The organism is Companilactobacillus bobalius (assembly GCF_002179915.1).
Classification (GTDB): Bacteria; Bacillota; Bacilli; order Lactobacillales; family Lactobacillaceae; genus Companilactobacillus; species Companilactobacillus bobalius.
Genome location: NZ_MYFM01000002.1, coordinates 144,178 through 161,637 on the forward strand (window position 1 = coordinate 144,178; position 17,460 = coordinate 161,637).

Here is a 17,460-nt window from a genome sequence, read left to right on the forward strand (position 1 = left end):
TAAAATCCTCATTCTTTAATAGGTTTATGATGCGCAATAAAAATTCCTGATAGTGTTAGTAAAATTGATAATAAGATTAAAATAATAATAATTAAGTTCCATGATTGAGTGCTGCTTTGTAGAAAACCAAAAAGTGTTGGACCAATGGCAGCTAACAAGTAACCTGCTGATTGAGCCATGCCGGATACTTCGGCGGTCTGAATTGGATTGGTAGTTTTTTCAGTAAAGAAGACCACAGCCATGTTAAAAGCCAAACCTGATCCAAAACCAGTTACCACGGTCACAATAGTTAGGAAGACTAGGCTACTAGTAGAAATCAAGTATCCTAGTGGAGCAATCGCATAACCAATGAATAACATTACTAAAAGCTTTTTCAATCCACCTTTTCTAACTGAAAGGAAGGGAACGATGAATGAACAAGGTAAACCGCTCAGTTGTAATAAGGTAAGTAAATTACTGGCAGTGATACTAGCAATACCATTACTTTCGAGGATTGAAGGCAACCAAGTGATGAAAGAGTAATAAACAATTGATTGTAGTCCGAAGAAAGCGGTAATTAACCAACCTAAGGATTGATTCCAAACACTTCGATAAACCTTAGATTGTGTTTGTTGGGTGCTATCTTTTTGATTGCTTTTGAGATTAGGTAACCAAAAAATAGTTGCGATAATACCCATAATTGAAAGTATGGCTAGAGTCATTTGAAGACTTGTTTTAGTGATTAGAATTCCTGACAAAGCCGTCCCAATGGCACCAATCAATAGCATTGAAAGAGTGTACAAACTAGTGCCTAAAGGAATTTCATTAGGCATATGATCCTTGATAATAGCTGGTACAAGGACATTTCCACTATCAATACCGATACCAACTAAAAAAGTACCAAACATCAATGCTGCAATTGTAGGAATGATTCGTAAATAACTTCCAATTATTAATAGTAGGAAGAAGACAAAGATTGTTAGCTCATTTCCCAATTTTTTAGCAACTTTGACAATAATAGGAGAGAGTAAAGCAAAGGTAATCAATGGAATTGAAGTAATCAAACCAGCTGTAGACTTGGGCAATCCTAATTGACCTTCAATTGTTTTAATCAGTGGAGGGATGATCATAATTGGCAAACGCAGATTAGCAGCAATCAACATCATACTTAATAGAAAATATTTTTTGGATTTGGTAGTTTGCATTTGAAATTCCCCCTCAAAGATGAACACAATATTACTATTTTAGAACAGAAAAAGAATTGTGCCAATTTTCTTGTTATTTAGGAATAAAGAAAAACATCCATTTAGAAATACAGACACATAATTAGATCTTATGTGAGATGTGTGTTCTAAATAGATGCTACTTAAGTTTCCGGCTTTTTTCTTTACTATTTTGACCATTTGGTGAAGAATCCTTCAGTGAATTCAATAAACTTATCGTATGAAACATTGAAGTCATTATCTTCTAGATATTCAACCAAACCAATCAGTCCACCGACGATGAAACTGATCATCAACTCTGGTGTATCGGATTCAGTAATCATCTTGATTAAAGGATCGTTTTGACTACCGGGATCTTTACTTTTATTTTTAACAATGTCACGTAAAATACTTCTAAATTCAGGATAAAGGTTAGCTTTAGTCTGATATTGCGGAGAAATATGATGCATGAATTTGCTATTTTTTTCCATAAAATCAGCTATCTGATAAACGATAGTCTTAGCATTGGAAGTGTTGTTTAATAAATCATCTAATAAATATGAAAAAACAGCATGCAAAAGGGAGTATTTGTCGTTGAAGTAACGGTAAAAAGTACTGTGGTTGATCAAAGCCTCATCACAGATATCGCCAACAGTGATTTTTTCAAATGGTTTCTTTTGAAGCAGTGAAACCATTGCTGTGATAATTGATTTCTCTGTTCTTTTTGTTACTTGTGACATGTTGCCCTCCTAAAGTACCTTTACATTTTCATATCTTGTCATTAATTTATTAAAGTCATAATTCTTAATTTCTTTGATATTGTCAGCTCCGTTGAAGAAAGCTGTCAAACTGCCGGCAAGCATTAGGTTAAGAGGTTCGTCTTTAATATTTCTAACTCCGATAACAGGAACGTTATTAGCTACTGCATAACCGCATTCCCACATTGTACCAGAATCTGGTTCTAATTCGTTTTCTTCTATCTTATAGTCTAACATTGCGACAACAACATCAGAATTATTGATGTTGTTGATATCATGCTTGTAAACAGCAGTTTGCCATTCAAATGATCCAAATTCAGCCGCTGTGTATTCGTCATCCCCGGGTCTGAATACATCGCCAATTGTAGGGTTGGCCTCTAATAATTTTTGAACCTCATCTAAACGTTTTATTTGATTCTCACTAAAGAAAGGTCCAGCCAAATATACTCGATTCTTCTTATTCATGGTTAAGTCAGTAGCTCCTTTGTGTTTATATATTAATTATACTTAAATATTTGCTTAATAAGTGAAAAATAATATTGAGATTAAATATTTTTGCGGTTAAAATGTAGTTTAATTAAAAAACGAGGAAATATTAATTATTAATTTTTCAAAAAAGCCTTTTCATGGTGGAGATTAGATGATATAACGAAGATGGCACGGAGGAATGATGCTTATGGATAAAAATGGATTGCGAAAAATTCATGACGATAAGAAGAAGGTTAGCATGCTAGCAGTATTTGGCATTTTTCTGACGTTTATTTTATTGATCTTTTAGGATTATACGTGCTATAGATGGGATAGGATACTCTAAAATATAAATGATAACTGAGACTGAATTCATTTCGGTCCCAGTTTTTTTGATCGGAGATGTAATTATGGAAGCTAGTCTAATAAAGAATATTTTATATTCAGGGATTGTGGGTGATGCTCTGGGTGTCCCTGTGGAATTCAAGAAACGTGATACTTATTATGTTGATTCAATGATTTCCGGTGGAACTTGGGAGCAAGATGCTGGTAGTTGGTCAGATGATACCTCTTTTACTTTACCTTTGATTGAGAATCTAACCGAAAAAAGTGATTATGAAGAGTTAATGCAAAAATTTGAGAATTATATGTTTCATAACGAATACACGCCTAAAGGAATTGCTTTTGGGATTGGCGGTACCTGTGCAAAAGCTGTGCGTAACTGGTCAATCAATCATTATCCAGCTTTGGAGTGCGGCGACCTTAGTGAATATGCGAATGGCAATGGTGCTTTGATGAGATTGGCACCTCTAGCAATTCATTTAAAAACGGAACCTGATTTGGCTAAGAGATTGAAGTTGACTAAGAATTATACCAGTCTAACACATCGTCATGCGCGAGCCATTATGGGAAGTTATATCTATTTAGAAATTTTACATGAATTATTGAATGGTAGGAATTTAACTGATATTTTAACCGATTTGCCTCAACAATTAAAAACGGCACTTCAAAATGAACCAGATGAATGGGCAGAATTTGTCTATTATAAGGATATTTTTGCACTTGGGTTTAAAGATACCGATAGGAAAAATATCAAATCAACTGGTTATGACGTTGATACATTACTGGCTTGTGTTTGGTGCGTATTGAATTCTAAATCGATTGATGAAGCAATTTTATTGGCGGTTAATTTAGGTGAAGATACAGATACAATTGCTAGCATCACCGGGACATTAGCCAGCTGTGCATATCAAACAGAAACTGTTAATCCTGAATGGGTGGCACAATTACAGAATAAGAAACTATTGGATAGTATTATTGATCCATTTGTGAAAAATAATCTCTAATACGCTTACATTGCACCTCTACAAATGTTTGTGCTGGTGGTAAAATTTTACAATGTGGTTGTTCCATTAAGATAGAAGAGGTGATCAAATGGCAGAAGAAATGAATTTGAATAAAACGGTAGTTCATGTTTTTAAGATTTTGGATGCAATCAATGCTTCTGAATCTCCACAGGGGGTTAGTGAACTGACTAGAGCGACTCAATTACCTAAGACAACTGTTTTTCGTCTATTAACGACGTTGGAACATCTTGGTATTGTTGATGTGAATTCAATTCAACAGTATAAAATTGGTCCGAAAATATTTGAATACTCGAAGAGTGCATCACGTCAGAATAGCTTAGTACAAGTTGCTAAACCATATATGAAGAAATATGTTGAAGAGAATCATGAGAATATTAATATAGGTATACTTTATGATAATCAAGTGGTGTACCTGGATTCAGAAGAGGGAGATCACTTTAATTTACAAGTTAATCTTTTCCCCGTCGCACCTCTTTATTGCAGTAGCATGGGCAAAATATTTTTGAGTCAATTTTCAGAAGCAGAGCTTGAACATTATTTAAATAAAACAGATTTAAAACGTCGAACGATTAATACTTTGGATACGCCAGAGAAGTTAAAGCAAGAATTGGATGTAGTTAGAAAAGGTAAAGTTTCATATGATAATGAAGAATATGAATATGGCTTGACTTGTATTGCAGTTCCAATTATTGAATCGGGAAAAATAATTGCTGCCGCTAGTGTATCTGGTCCAACGTCACGTTTAAAAGTTCGTGGTTGGGATAATATTAAGCAAAGTATTATTGAATTTGGTGAATCAATTAACAACACATTATAAATAGTAGAAATGTATATCTCGTAGTGAATTATTTTAATTCATTATGAGATTTTTTTTATATTTTTTACAACCTATTGAAAAAATATTCACAAAGGAATACAATGATTTTTATTAAATGGAACATCGTTCCATTTTCAAATTCATCTCTTTAGGAGTGATATATATGAATGAGTTAAGGCAATATACCATAGGGGATTTTTGGAACAAATTGCTTTCTGGAGTTGCGATGGCAATTGTTGTTGCCGTGACACCAGGAGCTATCATTGCACCATTTATTACAGGATTAGCTCAACACAGTGATTTTTGGATGACTGTTTATAATACGACCAATATGGGGACTTATATTGTTCCCGTTGCTGCAGCTATTTTAGCCGCAAATCAATTTGGCTTTACGATGATTGAAAAAGCTAGTGTAGCTTTAGCAGCTTTTGCCGGAAGTGGAGCTGCTGTTTATTCAAAGGGTACTTGGACACTTGTGGGAATGGGAGATTTAATTAATACAATTTTAGTTATCGCTATTGCTATTGTTTTAATCTTCCTAGTTAGAAATTACGTAGGAAGTTTCTCGATTATTTGGGAACCAATTTTATGTGCATCAGTAGTTGGGGCCTTCGGTATGTGGTCTTACACTTATGTACATATGATTTCCATGACTGTCGGAAATATTTTGAACTCCTTCACGGATCTACAACCGGTATTATTATGTACCTTAATTGCTATGTCTTTTGCCGTGATTATCGCAACTCCACTTTCAACAGTTGGATTAGCATATGCAATTGGCATTAGTGGCATTGCAGGTGGTGCGGCCTCAGTCGGAGCTACTGCTTGTTTCATGATGGTTGCAGTTGCCACTTACAAAGTAAATGGAAAAGGTGTTTCGTTCGCAATGTTCTGGGGATCGGTAAAAATGATGCTTGCTAACTTTGTTAAACATCCTCGTATGTTGTTGCCGATTGCTGTAGTAGGGGCTTTAGTTGGATTTACAGATTCATTTATTCAAGTAAAAAATGGTTCAGCCTATGCAGGATTTGGTCAACCTGTAGGACCAATCAATTCATTTACTTATATGCATGGTTCAGTCGGATTGAATATTTTATTACTTGCACTCATTTATTTTGTATTACCTATTTTGTATTCAATAGTGGTTTATCTAATCTTTAAAAAGATTCCTAAGCTATATGACGAGAATGATTGGAAAGTAGATTTGAGTAAATAATCAGGAGGATATGCATTATGAAAATATTTTGTTACGCAGTTTCTAAGTTGGAAGAACCTTATGTTCTTAATTGGGCTAAGAAGAACAATGTTGAAGTGAAAATGATTGAAGCTGAATTAAGTAGTAAAAATGCACATTTGGCAGAAGGATACGATGGTGTTTCTTCAGAAGGAATCACTCCGGTTGATGAGTCGGTATATGCTGAATTCGAAAAATTTGGGATTAAGCAACTAGCTATTCGCCAAGTTGGTGTCGATAATCAAGATTTAGATGCTGCACGTCGTCATGGAATCACACTTACTAATGTTGCTGCCTATTCTCCAAGAGCTATTGCTGAAATGGGTGTGACTCAGGCTATGTATTTGCTTAGAAAGATTGGTGTTTATCAAGATCGTATGTCTCAGGGAGATTTTACTTGGGATGAATCTACTATTAGCACTGAAATTTTTAACTGTACTATTGGTTTAGTTGGTGTAGGACATATTGGTGGTGCAACGGCTCAAATTTATAGTGCCCTAGGTGCTAAGGTTTTGGCTTATGATTTAGCTTATGATGCATCGTTAGAGCCTTATGTAACGTATACAGACTTGGATACTGTTTTGAGTCAATCCGATATTATCTCATTACACACACCACTTTTCCCAAGTACAAGGAATATGATTGGTGCAAAAGAATTTAAAAAGATGAAATCAAATGCAATTTTAATAAATGTTGCTCGAGGTGAATTGGTCGATACAAAAGCTTTGATTGATGCGTTACAGAATCACGAAATTGGAGCGGCGGGATTAGATACATTGGCAGATGAAATTGACTTTTTCGGAATGAATAAACAACCTAAAGAGTTACCTGAGGATTATCAGGTTTTGAATGCGATGCCTAATGTTCTGGTTACACCACATATTGCATTCTTCACTAAATTGGCAATTCGCAATAGTATGGAAATTGCTTTAGATGATGCTAAGAAAATTATTGAAGGCGGTAAGAGTCGAAATACAGTTAATTAAATATGAAAAAAGCTGGTCAAAATTAATTGATCAGCTTTTTATTTTTCGGGTTGGATTAAAGAATTATCAGAATTACCAAACCATTTTTTATTTATCTTTTGAAGTTCACCAGTATTAGCAAGATGTTGTAAGCCGTTATCGATTTTACGTTTGAGAGTTTTATCGCCTTTACGCATACCAACAGCAAAATCTTCACCGGTAAATCCGCCACGAGTTACTCGATAAGATGCAGGATCTTTTTCCTTACTGATGTAATAACCGGCATAAACACTATCGATCAGTAATCCTTGAATTCGTTTGTCGTCCAGATCCATTAGAGCATTGTTAAAGGAATCGTAAAGGACGGGATTCTTGTGCTTGATATAATTTTTTAACTTAGTGGGATGCTCATCCAAAAGACTGGCACCAGAAGAGCTGGTTTGAACACCTAGAATTTTATTTTGCATATCTTTAAATGAAGTGATGTTCTCATTAGTTTTTGTAACTAGAACTTGTTGATTAGCCATGTATGGACGTGAAAAAGCTAATTGTTTCTTTCTGGCAGGAGTGATGGTGTAACCATTCCAAATTAAATCGATAGTCTGATTACGAAGTTCCGTTTCTTTCATATTCCAGTCGATGGGTTGAAAATCGGCTTTGATGCCATATTGCTTGAAAACAGCTTTGGCTAAATCAATATCATACCCAACTAATTTTCCATTTTTCTCACGGAATCCCATAGGAACAAAAGTATCGTCTAAACCAATGATGACACGGCCACGTTTTTTGATGTGATTCCAAGTATCGGTAGTGTTGGCTTCTTGGGCAACAGATTTTTGATTATCGCTACAACCACTTAATCCCAAGGCAAGTAAGAATAATGCCATGAATATTAATAATTTTTTCTTCATATTTTATTCCCCCAGAGATTAATCATTGATTGGTTTAACTTCTAGTAATTGATCAGCAATCTTTTTGGCAAAATCGGGATCATGGGTGATGACGATTTGTGTGATGCCAGTCTTTTTCAGATCCAAAATAACTTGGGCTACAGTATCACGTAAACTAGGATCAAGTGCTGAAGTTGGTTCGTCGTAACAAAGGATTTGTGGTTGCATTGCCAAAGCTCTAGCAATAGCAACACGTTGTTTTTGACCACCTGATAATTCAAAAGGATATTGATTCTTCAAAGAAGTAAGACCTAATTGTTCCAAAAGCTTATCCACATTCTTTTGCACCATTGTTTTATCTTGTTTCAAAACTAATTTAGGTGCTAGAGATATGTTTTCCATAACTGATAAGTGAGGGAAAAGATTGAAGTCTTGGAAAACGACACCAATAACTCGTTCTTTAACTGATTCATCGAAAGGATCAAATGGTTTGTCATTGAGCATGAAAGTTCCAGAATCAACTTTTTCCAAACCAGCAATACAACGTAAAAGAGTTGTTTTACCGGCACCACTAGGACCAACGATGCTGAGAATTGAGTTGTCTTTAACTTCAAGGTTTAAATTATCTAAGATGGTTTTACCATCAAAACTTTTAGTAATATTTTCTAACTTCAACATAATTTTTCTCCTAACGGTAATAACTGAAATGTTTTTCTAAAACTTTTAACAACCAAGTGCAGATCAAGGTCAATAGTAAGTAAATGATACCAACCAAGACTAATGGTAGAAGTGTTACGTCTCTTGAACTAGCAATGTTTCCGGCACGAAGTAGATCGCCTAAACCGATGACGTAAACTAAGGATGAATCCTTAACTAAATTGATAACCTCGTTACCAATTGATGGCAGTACAATTTTAACTACTTGTGGGATAATAATTTTTCTCAATGTTTGCCAATAATTGAGGCCTAAAACTTTAGCACCTTCAAACTGACCTTTGCTGACAGTACTGAAACCACCACGGAAAATTTCAGCAAAATAAGCTGTGTAATTGAGAATGAAGGCAAACAGTGCGGCATCATATCTTTCAAAAACGATATGAGCAAATGGCATATTAGGCAAGCCATAGAAAACAAAAATTAGTTGTAGTAGCAAAGGTGTTCCACGCATAACCCAGATGTAGAAGGAAACTAACCAACTTAGTGGTTTGAATTTTGAACTACGACCCAGAGAAACTAAAACTCCTAGTGGTAGTGAACAAATCAATGTCCAAAAGAAAACTTTTAAAGTCATGGCTGTACCGCTCAAAAGCGATGGTAAAATTTCAAAAATATAATTCATCATAATCTTTTTCCCCTTTAACTAAAGACATAAAAAAACGTCCTTCAGCAAATTTGCTAAAGGACGTTTTTAACGTGGTTCCACCTTAATTTGTTAATACCTCACGATATTAACCTCAAGAAGTTATTGTCACTAAATAAGGGTTATCCCAAATAAAAAAACCTCTTGATCCAAAAGGACCAAGAGGGCGAATATTCGCGGTACCACCTCTGATTTCTAATATCTCACGATATTAGACTCATGAAGTTACAATAACTTCAGCTGTAACGGTGCTACCGAAATGACTTACTTGTTTCAGTCATTCAACTTACAGATGTGTTTCACTGAGGATTAGGTTAACTTCGCACCAATGTTAACTCTCTGGACTAATTAGCTCAGTTACTCTTCTGTCGTCGTTTTTAGATTTGTTTTAAAATGTTGCAATAATCGTACGACGTAGAAAAAAGATTGTCAAGTTTTTTAAGTTAAATATGCCATCCTCCACAACAATTGGGAATGCATTGGAACACCATGGGCACGACTTGAAGCTAATAATTTTGTCCGTAGACAAAATTATGGATCTCCAAGATCGGCCTTATTGTAAATGGCAAAGCCATTAACAATAATATCATGGTTGAATGCATTCCTAATTGTTGTTCTGGATTAGTTGGAGTTTCTATTTCAATTCAGTCTACTAAATGTTTAAAGTAAAAATAACAGTATCTATTCGAAAAAATTCAAATTTATTTCCTATGGATTGATTGAATTCTTAATAGATATTCTTTCTGATTTCTAAACTAATTGGAATAAAGAATAAAATTTTCTGTGGAAGACGGCATGTTATATCATCCAAAATGAAGGGGTAAATTGACTTATACTATTTTTTATAATAATATTATTGATTGAACGATATTATACGGCATATAGTATGATAGAAATGAGGAGATAATATGGCAATTCAAGTTTCAACTGAGATACTTGAGGGTTCTGTTTTAGCTCTGCTTACAAGTGAAGATTATTATGGGTACGCGATTACTAGGAAAGTCCAAACGGTATTTCCTATTTCTGAATCAACCATGTATCCGATTTTGCGTCGGTTAAAAAAAGAAGGTTGGCTGAGTACTTATGACGAGGCTTATGAAGGTAGGAATCGTCGTTATTATAAAATTACTGATTTAGGTAGAGATCAACTGGATAGAATCAGAAATAATTGGCAGGAATTAAAAACGGCAACTGATACTATCTTGGAGGGGAATAATGAATAATAGAGCAATGGATTCTTATATTGATGAGTTTAAAATATATCTGCATCAATTAAGTGAGACTGAACAACAAGATGTGATTGAATTTTATCGAGAATATATAATTGATGCTAAATTGAGTACATCTGATGCAATTATTAATGAATTGGGAACGCCTAAAAATTTGGCTCGTAAGGTTTTAGCGGACTACTCAATTAAAATGTCAGAACAGAATTATCAAAATATTGATAATGGACATATTTCAAATAATGATCGTTTTAAAAAGAATTTAACGATGATTGGTTTAGTTTTGTTAGCATTGATGGCATCACCAATTGCTTTGCCAATTGCGTTCGTAGTGATATTAATGCTGGCTTTGATAATTGGATTAGCGATATTGTTTGTTTTGATATTCTTGTTTATGGTCGCTGTTTCAGTAGTTAGTGGTATTGGAGCAATTTTTATTGGTCTATCGGTTATTTTTCAGTCATTTCCCACAGCCATTTTCTACATTGGTGGGGGACTAGCAGTTTTAGGAATCGATTTCTTCTTGATTCCTATTACGATTGCTTTGTTGAAGTGGTTCTTTAGTGTAGTTGTCATTTTCTTCCGTTGGTTGGGTAAGAAGTTACTTCACGGTAGAAAGACTCCAATGAAGGGGGAAAAAGAAAATGCGTAAGTATTTTGTGACGGGGTTTTATTTATTAATAGTTGGTGGTTTATTATTACTCGGCGGTTTTATTATGGGTGGAAACAAAACAGTTGTCTGGAATCACGGATTTAAAGTTGTTCAAAAAATTGATGAAACTTACCCTCTAGATAATTTTAAAAACGTTTATGTAGAAGGTAAAAATACTAATGTCACTTTCCGTTTAGGTGACCGTTATAAGATTCGTATCGATGGTGAAAAGGGCTCAGAGCCTAGTTACAAGATTAAAAATAATACTTTAACGGTTACGGGCCAGGATAGAAAGAATCATGTCGGTGTTGATTTGCTGGATGACAATAATGTAACGATAACTATTCCTATGAATAAGTCATTGGACAACGTAAATGTCCGTCTTGCTGAAGGAAATATTAAAATAAATGATGTAACGATAGATAATTTTATCAAGTCAGCTAAAGACTTAGATTATGATTCTAATGTTTACATGAATGATGCTACAATCAATAATATTGAGAAGATGAATTTGTATGATGCCAAATTAACAATGAAGAATAGTAAAATTTCTAATGCTAATTTAGTTGCTAGTGCATATTCAGAAATTATGGTTACTGGTTCAACTATTTTAAAATCTAGTTTTAATTTGGATGAGTCTAAAATGAGTATCAAACAATCTAATTTGGATACGTTGAAGTCTTTGAATAACCACAGTAAAATTTCTATTTCTAAAACAACTTTGATGAACCATAATGATTTTAGAATGTTTGGTGCCGGTCACTTCGTTGGTTCAGGAATTAGTGTTGAGGGAATGAATCTAACGAGTGAGCATGGTTATGTTCGATACTTCGATAAAAAATATGGCAACACCTATCAGAACAAGGTTGATGCCAATAATTTATTAATGGTCAAGACTACCAAGGCGCCAATCACGATAAAGTAAATTAGTCTAGTTAATCCATCTTTGTTATAATGGCGTTATCTAATGTGAGGGATTTTAATGAATAACGCTAATTACAATCGAATATCTGCTTTTGAGGTCAGACGTGAAGCACATCGTGCTTTTAGAAAGGATATTAAGGGGAATGTTGCACTTAATATCGTTCCGATTCTGTTGAGATTTCTAGCAGTGTATTTTGGAATGAAAATTTATACAACTTGGATGGCTAATATAAATGTTAATTTAGCTGATCCAGAACAGGCTAGCCGTCGTCTGTCAGAGATTTCAATGAGTATGGCAAATGATCCAGGTTCAGCATCACAATATATGTTGAATTTAACACCACAAAGTAATGTTGCAGTATATGCTTTCTTTTTCTTCTTTATGATGGTTTGTGCCGGTGTTTCATATGCTTTGATTGATAAGTTGAGAAACCCTGATTATCAAATCAATGCTATTAAGGATAGTTTACAAGCATTTAGTGGTAGATATTTCTTTCCACTACTTTTCATAACGGCGTTATTAGGACTATTTTTGGAAGCTGGCTTCATGCTTTATGTACTTCCCGGAATTTGGTTCTTGGTGATCTTTTCTCAGTCATTCTTGGTTTTCAAAGATGATCAAGCTGACCAAGGAAAATGGTCGTTACGCATGGCATTTTCGAGTTTTAGTCGTAGTACTATCGTGATGCGTGGTTATAAGTGGACTTACTTTTCAATCATTTTTGAATTTTTCTTCTGGGAAATTCTTAATGCGATGACACATGAATTATTATCTGTTTGGTTACAACCATACGAACAATTAGTTATGGCTGTCTTCTATAAGAAAATCGTTGAAAATAATCAACAAACACAAAAATAGTAGAAAAAAGAGAGAATCGGTTATCCGATTCTCTTTTTTACTGCTCAATTTTTTTGATTACTTTGGCTGGAAGACCACCGACCAATACGTTATCAGGAATATCTTTTGTAACGACTGCTCCTGCGGCGACTACTACGCCATTGCCAATTGTAACTCCGGGACAGATTGTACAATGTCCGCCAATCCAAACATCGTTACCGATATTGACAGTTTTACCGATTCCTAATCTTTGTTGGCGTCCCTTTGCAGTTAAAGGATGATTGACAGTATAGATGTCAGTATCAGGACCAATCCAGACGTTATCTCCCATGTTGACTGGTGCAATGTCTAAGATGGTTAAATTATAGTTAGATAAGAAGTTGTCACCAACGTGAATATTTTTACCATAATCAACCGTTAGACGACTATGTACTGTTAAATTTTTACCTGCAGAACCAAAGATTTCACGAGCTTTAGCAGTTTGTTTTTCTGGTTCGTTTTCGGGGATGGCGTTAAATTCTTGGCACAAAGCTGCCGAACTTGTTTTTCGACCAGCAATTTCGGGATCAGTAAGGCGATACCATTCGCCGTCTAATAACTTTTGCATTTCTGTTTTCTCCATTTTTTAAGTTCCTTTCAGTAATGGTTAAATTCATATTCTCATCTGCTATACTACTAGTTAAACTATGGTTCAAGTCAAGGGGGAATTGAAAGTGAGATATTCAATTGGAGACGTGGCGGAAGAAATGAATTTGCCAGCTTCAACTTTACGTTTTTATGATCGTAAGGGACTATTACCATTTGTTGATCGTGATAGTGCAGGTAGAAGAAGTTTTAAGGATAATGATCTGAACTTTTTGCAAGTGATTGAATGCATGAAAAAATGTGGAATGACGATTACTGAAATACATCACTTCATTGATTTATGTATGCAGGGTGACGTTACGTTGATGGATCGTTATGAGTTATTGGAGAAAGAAGCGACGACAGTAGAAGAACAGATTCAAACCCTCCAGGATCAATTAGATTTTCTTCATTATAAGATGTGGTATTTTAAGACATCTGTTGAAGCTAAAACTGAAGATATTCATATGGTACCTTCTGGTGATGGAAGACGAGTAGATCCTGATATTCATGAACAGTATCGTCAAGCTCTGAAAAAGTGTCATGACTTGAGTGAATTGATTGAGCTTGAACGTGATGAACAAAATCAGGCAAAAGGATAATTAAAGATTCAACGCAAAAAGGACGAGAAGCCAAATTTGGTTTTCTCGTCCTTTTTTATACGAAATTATTAACGTAATTCCACGAAAATGTAATCAATGGCTTTAGCACCGATAGTCAATTTTGATCCGTCATCTTTTTCAACAACAAGGGAATTATCAAATTTTTCATGTTTAAGAACGGTAATTGTATCATCAATTTCGAGATTCAAGCTACCGAAGTATTGTAAGAAGTCGTAATTATCAGAAACTCTGACAATTTGAACTTTAGTATTATCTGGAATCATGCTCAACAATTTGTCATCGGCATCTGTTTCACCTTGACCATTACCAGGAATAATCCCACCATGTGGACAACGTTGAGGATGACCCAAGAAGTCATTCAAGTGTTCGATTAAATCGTCATCTGAAGAATGTTCCAAAGCATCAGCGTTATGGTGAACGTTATCAACAGGGTATTTCAAGCATTTGTTCAAAAATACTTCCCAAAGACGATGAGTCTTAACTAGTTTTTCAGAAACTTTATTCCCCTTAGGAGTAAGTACAATCTTATTGTAAGGTGAATGAGTTAAGTAGCCTTCGCCTGATAGAGCATTCAACATTTCTGTAACAGATGGAGCGGAAACATTCATGATTTCAGAAATACGCTTATTAGTGATTTTCGTGAAATCATAGTTTAGTTCATAGATAGTTTTTAAATAGTTTTCTTTGTTAGGTGACAATTTTTCAACCTTTCGTTTAGCCTAAAAATTTTATTAGCCATTCTATTATAGCGCATATCACTCAACTTTGATAACTCTTAATGTTAAAATAATTGTTGGTATTTGGAAGGGAGGTACAAATATGAGTCAACCAAAGAAACGTTTTGATTGGTTTGGTTTTATTATTGGTTTAATTTCGTTGTACGCCGGATATTTAGTAACATGGTATCCATTAAGAAGTTTGTCGACTATTGCCGTATTATTTGGATTCTTCGCAATTTTACGAGGAGTTTATCAATTATGGTTCGGTTCTCAAATGACTAAATTCTTAGGTGTCAGAAGCGGATGGACCATTTTTGGAGCAGTTGTTGATATTATTATCGGTATTATTTTTGTTGCCCACGTGCAAGTTGGAGTTGTAGCAATTGTTTACATGTTCGCTATTTGGTTCTTACTAGATGCCGTTTTACAAATATTGACATCTCGTTTCTATCATTTCTTCGGCAAAAAGTACTACATCTTCATCGTGATTTTGGCTTGCTTGAATCTATTGTTTGCGATCATCCTATTATTTAACCCAGTACTAGCAGGCGGATTCATCGTCTTCATGTTGGCATTCTTCTTTTTTGCCACAGGTATCGCTGAAATTATTGAAGCATTTTAATTAAAAGCATTTTCTACATGATATAAATTTGATAAAATGTAGAAGATGTATTGCCGTCTTAGCTCAGATAGGTAGAGCATCACCATGGTAAGGTGGGGGTCGTCGGTTCAAATCCGATAGACGGCTTGAAATTTGAAAATATCTAAGTGCTGGTATGACAGCGTTTAGGTATTTTTTGTTTGCCCAAGCTTTGCTGCCATCACAAATAGTCGTGGTGGGAAAAAGAATTTCAAAATGACATTTTTAATTTGTTTTTACTGTTATTATGAATTCAGATAGAAGTATAGAAGCAATGTATATTATTTTGATAAATGGTATTATTATGGAATGAATTTAGAGGAACCTTTATAGGGGGACATAAAATGTATCAAATTTTAACTGACTCAGAATGTGATTTGCCAGCAAAGTTTTTGGAAGAAAATAATGTTAAGGCAATTTACTTTCATACAGAAATCGATGGAAAAGAACTTATCAATGACTTCGGTAAGAGTTATCCATTAGACAAGTTTTATGAACAAATCAAGGCGGGAGTTTTGCCATCAACGACGCAGGTTAATGTTGGGGAATACTTGGAGTTCTTCAAGAAATATGTAGAGCAAGGAATGGCAATTGTTTATGTAGGCTTTTCTGGTGGTTTAAGTGGTTCAATGTCCAGTGCTAACCAGGCTAGAGAAATCCTATTAGAAGACTTCCCTGATGCTAATATTCGTATTGTGGATACGCTGGCCGCCAGTGGTGGTGAGGGACGCTTGGTTTTAGAAGCAATCAGATTACAAAAAAGCGGAGCTAGTTTAGATGATTTAGTTGCTTGGTTTGATCAAAACAAGTTACGCTTGCAACAGTGGTTCACGGTTGATAATCTAACTTATCTTTATCATGGTGGACGTATCTCTCGCGCTTCAGCTACTTTGGGAACACTACTTAAAGTAAAGCCATTGTTAGATGTTGATCCTGCAGGAAAATTACGTTTTGTTTCAAAAATTAGAACACGAAAAAAATCACTGTTAACTTTGGCAGAGAAGATAGTAACAGCGATTCAAAGTGATCCTGATCAACCAATTATCATCACAACTAGTGGTGACTGGGAAGCTGCCGAAACAGTAAAACGACATATTATTAATAAAGTTCCTAAAGCTGATATTCAAATTAATCCAATCGGAATGACGATTTCTAGTCACACTGGATTCGGTTGTGTAGCTGTTTTTGCATTAGGAACTCAAGCTAGACAATAAGTATATTCATAAATAATCTAACTAAATAAAAGTATTGCTAGAATTGCTTGCGCCATTTACTTGAAGTCGATAATGTTAAGCTATCAAATACATTGGAGAATATGCATGCAACTTTTGTACACTTTGTTTCTAGGTTTCTATCCTTTAGGACTAATTTATTTAATTGATCGTCATTTTCATGTGATGGATATGAAGACGCAAAAATTCAATTTAGATTTGAATCTAATTTTCAACAAGAGTTACGTTTATACGGTTATCTATCTCGTTATTATTATTCCAATTATTATCGTCTATCTTTATTTTTCCTTGAATATGATGAGAGATATGTGGAATACGGTTCTGATTGTTTTGAGTGGAATCGATATTTTATTAACCGGCTTGGTTTTAATTTTCTGTGGTTCACAATTAATGATTTTGAATCGTGACATCAAAAAATTAATTTAGTTATTCTTTATTTTTATACAGGGTATCTAGGTACATTTGACCCCAGATGTCCATTTCTTTAATGATCGGCACAAGTGATTGTCCCAGCTCAGTTAAGTGATAACTGGTTTTAGTGGGGACAAACGACGTGTCGATCTCTTTTTTTATAATGTGGTCAGCTTCAAGTTGGGACAATTGTAAGGAGAGCATACGTCTTGTACACCCAGACAAGGTTTGAAGAATTTCGCTGTAACGCATCTCTTTTTGTTGCATTAATCGACAAAGAATAATGGACTTCCATTTGCCATCAAGAATCTTGAGAGTACTGTCCAAAGGGCAACGTTCACCATGTCTAGTACTCATATCAGCAGCAACCATAATCGACCTCCAGTAATTAAATTCAGCTGAATTGTATCATCAGAACAGTTGAGAACCTAATATTTTGAAAGTGCAATACGGGAAATTTTTGATACTCAGTATCATTAAATTCCCATATTGTACTTTTTTATTTATGGATTTATATTGCAGATGCTTAAG

The 17,460-nt window shown here is 34.7% G+C and carries 21 protein-coding genes, 1 tRNA gene and 1 other annotated feature; of the genes, 13 read left to right on the top strand and 9 right to left on the bottom strand.

The genetic code is table 11. From position 1 onward, the window contains the following. Window positions 1-8: 8 nt before the first annotated feature. The 3 genes from LKACC16343_RS03715 to LKACC16343_RS03725 all read right to left on the bottom strand — a co-directional run bounded on the left by LKACC16343_RS03715 (window position 9) and on the right by LKACC16343_RS03725 (window position 2,404). The gene (locus tag LKACC16343_RS03715; RefSeq protein ID WP_056954295.1) at window positions 9-1,184 is read right to left on the bottom strand and encodes an MFS transporter; all 1,176 of its coding nucleotides are present in this window, start codon (window positions 1,182-1,184) and stop codon (window positions 9-11) included. 185 nt (window positions 1,185-1,369) lie between these two features. Then, window positions 1,370-1,921, bottom strand: coding sequence for a TetR/AcrR family transcriptional regulator (locus LKACC16343_RS03720; RefSeq protein WP_056954297.1), 552 nt, complete (start codon window positions 1,919-1,921; stop codon window positions 1,370-1,372). Between the two features lie 9 nt (window positions 1,922-1,930). Then, a complete protein-coding gene (locus LKACC16343_RS03725; RefSeq protein ID WP_056954299.1) occupies window positions 1,931-2,404 on the bottom strand; it encodes a nucleoside 2-deoxyribosyltransferase in 474 nt (157 codons plus the stop codon). A gap of 413 nt (window positions 2,405-2,817) precedes the next feature. On the opposite strand from LKACC16343_RS03725, the gene LKACC16343_RS03730 reads away from it, so the two are divergent. From LKACC16343_RS03730 to LKACC16343_RS03745, 4 genes are all read left to right on the top strand, one after another. Continuing rightward, window positions 2,818-3,753: an ADP-ribosylglycohydrolase family protein gene (locus LKACC16343_RS03730; RefSeq protein WP_056954300.1), complete on the top strand. Its 936-nt coding sequence runs from the start codon at window positions 2,818-2,820 to the stop codon at window positions 3,751-3,753. Between the two features lie 88 nt (window positions 3,754-3,841). After that, window positions 3,842-4,591 carry an IclR family transcriptional regulator gene (locus tag LKACC16343_RS03735; protein ID WP_056954302.1) on the top strand — a complete coding sequence of 250 codons (750 nt, stop codon included), beginning with the start codon at window positions 3,842-3,844 and terminating at the stop codon, window positions 4,589-4,591. Window positions 4,592-4,754: 163 nt separating this feature from the next. Continuing rightward, entirely contained in the window at window positions 4,755-5,807 is a 1,053-nt protein-coding gene (locus LKACC16343_RS03740) for a PTS sugar transporter subunit IIC (RefSeq protein WP_056954304.1), read from the top strand. 17 nt (window positions 5,808-5,824) lie between these two features. Continuing rightward, window positions 5,825-6,811 carry a D-2-hydroxyacid dehydrogenase gene (locus LKACC16343_RS03745; RefSeq protein WP_056954306.1) on the top strand — a complete coding sequence of 329 codons (987 nt, stop codon included), beginning with the start codon at window positions 5,825-5,827 and terminating at the stop codon, window positions 6,809-6,811. Window positions 6,812-6,849: 38 nt separating this feature from the next. On the opposite strand, the gene LKACC16343_RS03750 is transcribed toward LKACC16343_RS03745, so the two are convergent. Genes LKACC16343_RS03750 through LKACC16343_RS03760 form a run of 3 tightly spaced genes read right to left on the bottom strand, consistent with a single transcriptional unit; the run spans window position 6,850 to window position 9,022 of the window. Further along, entirely contained in the window at window positions 6,850-7,701 is an 852-nt protein-coding gene (locus LKACC16343_RS03750; protein ID WP_056954308.1) for a transporter substrate-binding domain-containing protein, read from the bottom strand. 18 nt (window positions 7,702-7,719) lie between these two features. Further along, window positions 7,720-8,358: an amino acid ABC transporter ATP-binding protein gene (locus LKACC16343_RS03755; protein WP_056954310.1), complete on the bottom strand. Its 639-nt coding sequence runs from the start codon at window positions 8,356-8,358 to the stop codon at window positions 7,720-7,722. A 10-nt stretch (window positions 8,359-8,368) separates the two neighbouring features. Next, window positions 8,369-9,022 carry an amino acid ABC transporter permease gene (locus LKACC16343_RS03760; RefSeq protein ID WP_054642386.1) on the bottom strand — a complete coding sequence of 218 codons (654 nt, stop codon included), beginning with the start codon at window positions 9,020-9,022 and terminating at the stop codon, window positions 8,369-8,371. Between the two features lie 177 nt (window positions 9,023-9,199). Further along, window positions 9,200-9,421 (bottom strand) — a binding site (T-box leader). A gap of 527 nt (window positions 9,422-9,948) precedes the next feature. Between LKACC16343_RS03760 and LKACC16343_RS03765 the strand changes: the two genes are divergently transcribed. The 4 genes from LKACC16343_RS03765 to LKACC16343_RS03780 are packed head-to-tail and all read left to right on the top strand — an operon-like array spanning window position 9,949 to window position 12,701. Then, window positions 9,949-10,263, top strand: a complete 315-nt coding sequence (locus LKACC16343_RS03765) for a PadR family transcriptional regulator (protein WP_056954312.1) — start codon at window positions 9,949-9,951, stop codon at window positions 10,261-10,263. Beyond that, complete coding sequence (locus tag LKACC16343_RS03770) at window positions 10,256-10,918, top strand: DUF1700 domain-containing protein (RefSeq protein WP_056954315.1); 663 nt, start codon at window positions 10,256-10,258, stop codon at window positions 10,916-10,918. The genes LKACC16343_RS03765 and LKACC16343_RS03770 overlap by 8 nt, the downstream gene beginning before the upstream one ends. Further along, window positions 10,911-11,843 carry a DUF4097 family beta strand repeat-containing protein gene (locus tag LKACC16343_RS03775; protein WP_056954317.1) on the top strand — a complete coding sequence of 311 codons (933 nt, stop codon included), beginning with the start codon at window positions 10,911-10,913 and terminating at the stop codon, window positions 11,841-11,843. Before LKACC16343_RS03770 ends, LKACC16343_RS03775 begins: the two co-directional genes overlap by 8 nt. 57 nt (window positions 11,844-11,900) lie before the next feature. Beyond that, window positions 11,901-12,701: a DUF975 family protein gene (locus tag LKACC16343_RS03780; protein WP_056954319.1), complete on the top strand. Its 801-nt coding sequence runs from the start codon at window positions 11,901-11,903 to the stop codon at window positions 12,699-12,701. A 37-nt stretch (window positions 12,702-12,738) separates the two neighbouring features. Here the strand turns inward: LKACC16343_RS03780 and LKACC16343_RS03785 are convergent, their stop codons facing one another. Then, window positions 12,739-13,302 (bottom strand): sugar O-acetyltransferase, encoded by a 564-nt coding sequence (locus tag LKACC16343_RS03785; RefSeq protein ID WP_056954321.1) that lies wholly within the window; start codon window positions 13,300-13,302, stop codon window positions 12,739-12,741. Window positions 13,303-13,393: 91 nt separating this feature from the next. On the opposite strand from LKACC16343_RS03785, the gene LKACC16343_RS03790 reads away from it, so the two are divergent. After that, the gene (locus LKACC16343_RS03790; protein WP_179207680.1) at window positions 13,394-13,906 is read left to right on the top strand and encodes a MerR family transcriptional regulator; all 513 of its coding nucleotides are present in this window, start codon (window positions 13,394-13,396) and stop codon (window positions 13,904-13,906) included. A gap of 68 nt (window positions 13,907-13,974) precedes the next feature. On the opposite strand, the gene LKACC16343_RS03795 is transcribed toward LKACC16343_RS03790, so the two are convergent. Beyond that, complete coding sequence (locus tag LKACC16343_RS03795; protein ID WP_056954323.1) at window positions 13,975-14,625, bottom strand: metal-dependent transcriptional regulator; 651 nt, start codon at window positions 14,623-14,625, stop codon at window positions 13,975-13,977. 121 nt (window positions 14,626-14,746) lie between these two features. Between LKACC16343_RS03795 and LKACC16343_RS03800 the strand changes: the two genes are divergently transcribed. The 4 genes from LKACC16343_RS03800 (at window position 14,747) to LKACC16343_RS03815 (ending at window position 16,944) form a co-directional block, all read left to right on the top strand. Beyond that, window positions 14,747-15,268: an HdeD family acid-resistance protein gene (locus LKACC16343_RS03800; RefSeq protein ID WP_056954324.1), complete on the top strand. Its 522-nt coding sequence runs from the start codon at window positions 14,747-14,749 to the stop codon at window positions 15,266-15,268. A 52-nt stretch (window positions 15,269-15,320) separates the two neighbouring features. Next, window positions 15,321-15,394, top strand: a tRNA-Thr gene (locus LKACC16343_RS03805). 236 nt (window positions 15,395-15,630) lie between these two features. Further along, window positions 15,631-16,500, top strand: a complete 870-nt coding sequence (locus LKACC16343_RS03810; RefSeq protein ID WP_056954326.1) for a DegV family protein — start codon at window positions 15,631-15,633, stop codon at window positions 16,498-16,500. Between the two features lie 105 nt (window positions 16,501-16,605). Further along, on the top strand, window positions 16,606-16,944 hold the full coding sequence (locus LKACC16343_RS03815) for a hypothetical protein (protein WP_056954328.1): 339 nt from the start codon (window positions 16,606-16,608) through the stop codon (window positions 16,942-16,944). Here the strand turns inward: LKACC16343_RS03815 and LKACC16343_RS03820 are convergent, their stop codons facing one another. Then, complete coding sequence (locus tag LKACC16343_RS03820; RefSeq protein WP_056954330.1) at window positions 16,945-17,301, bottom strand: winged helix-turn-helix transcriptional regulator; 357 nt, start codon at window positions 17,299-17,301, stop codon at window positions 16,945-16,947. Window positions 17,302-17,460: the final 159 nt, after the last annotated feature.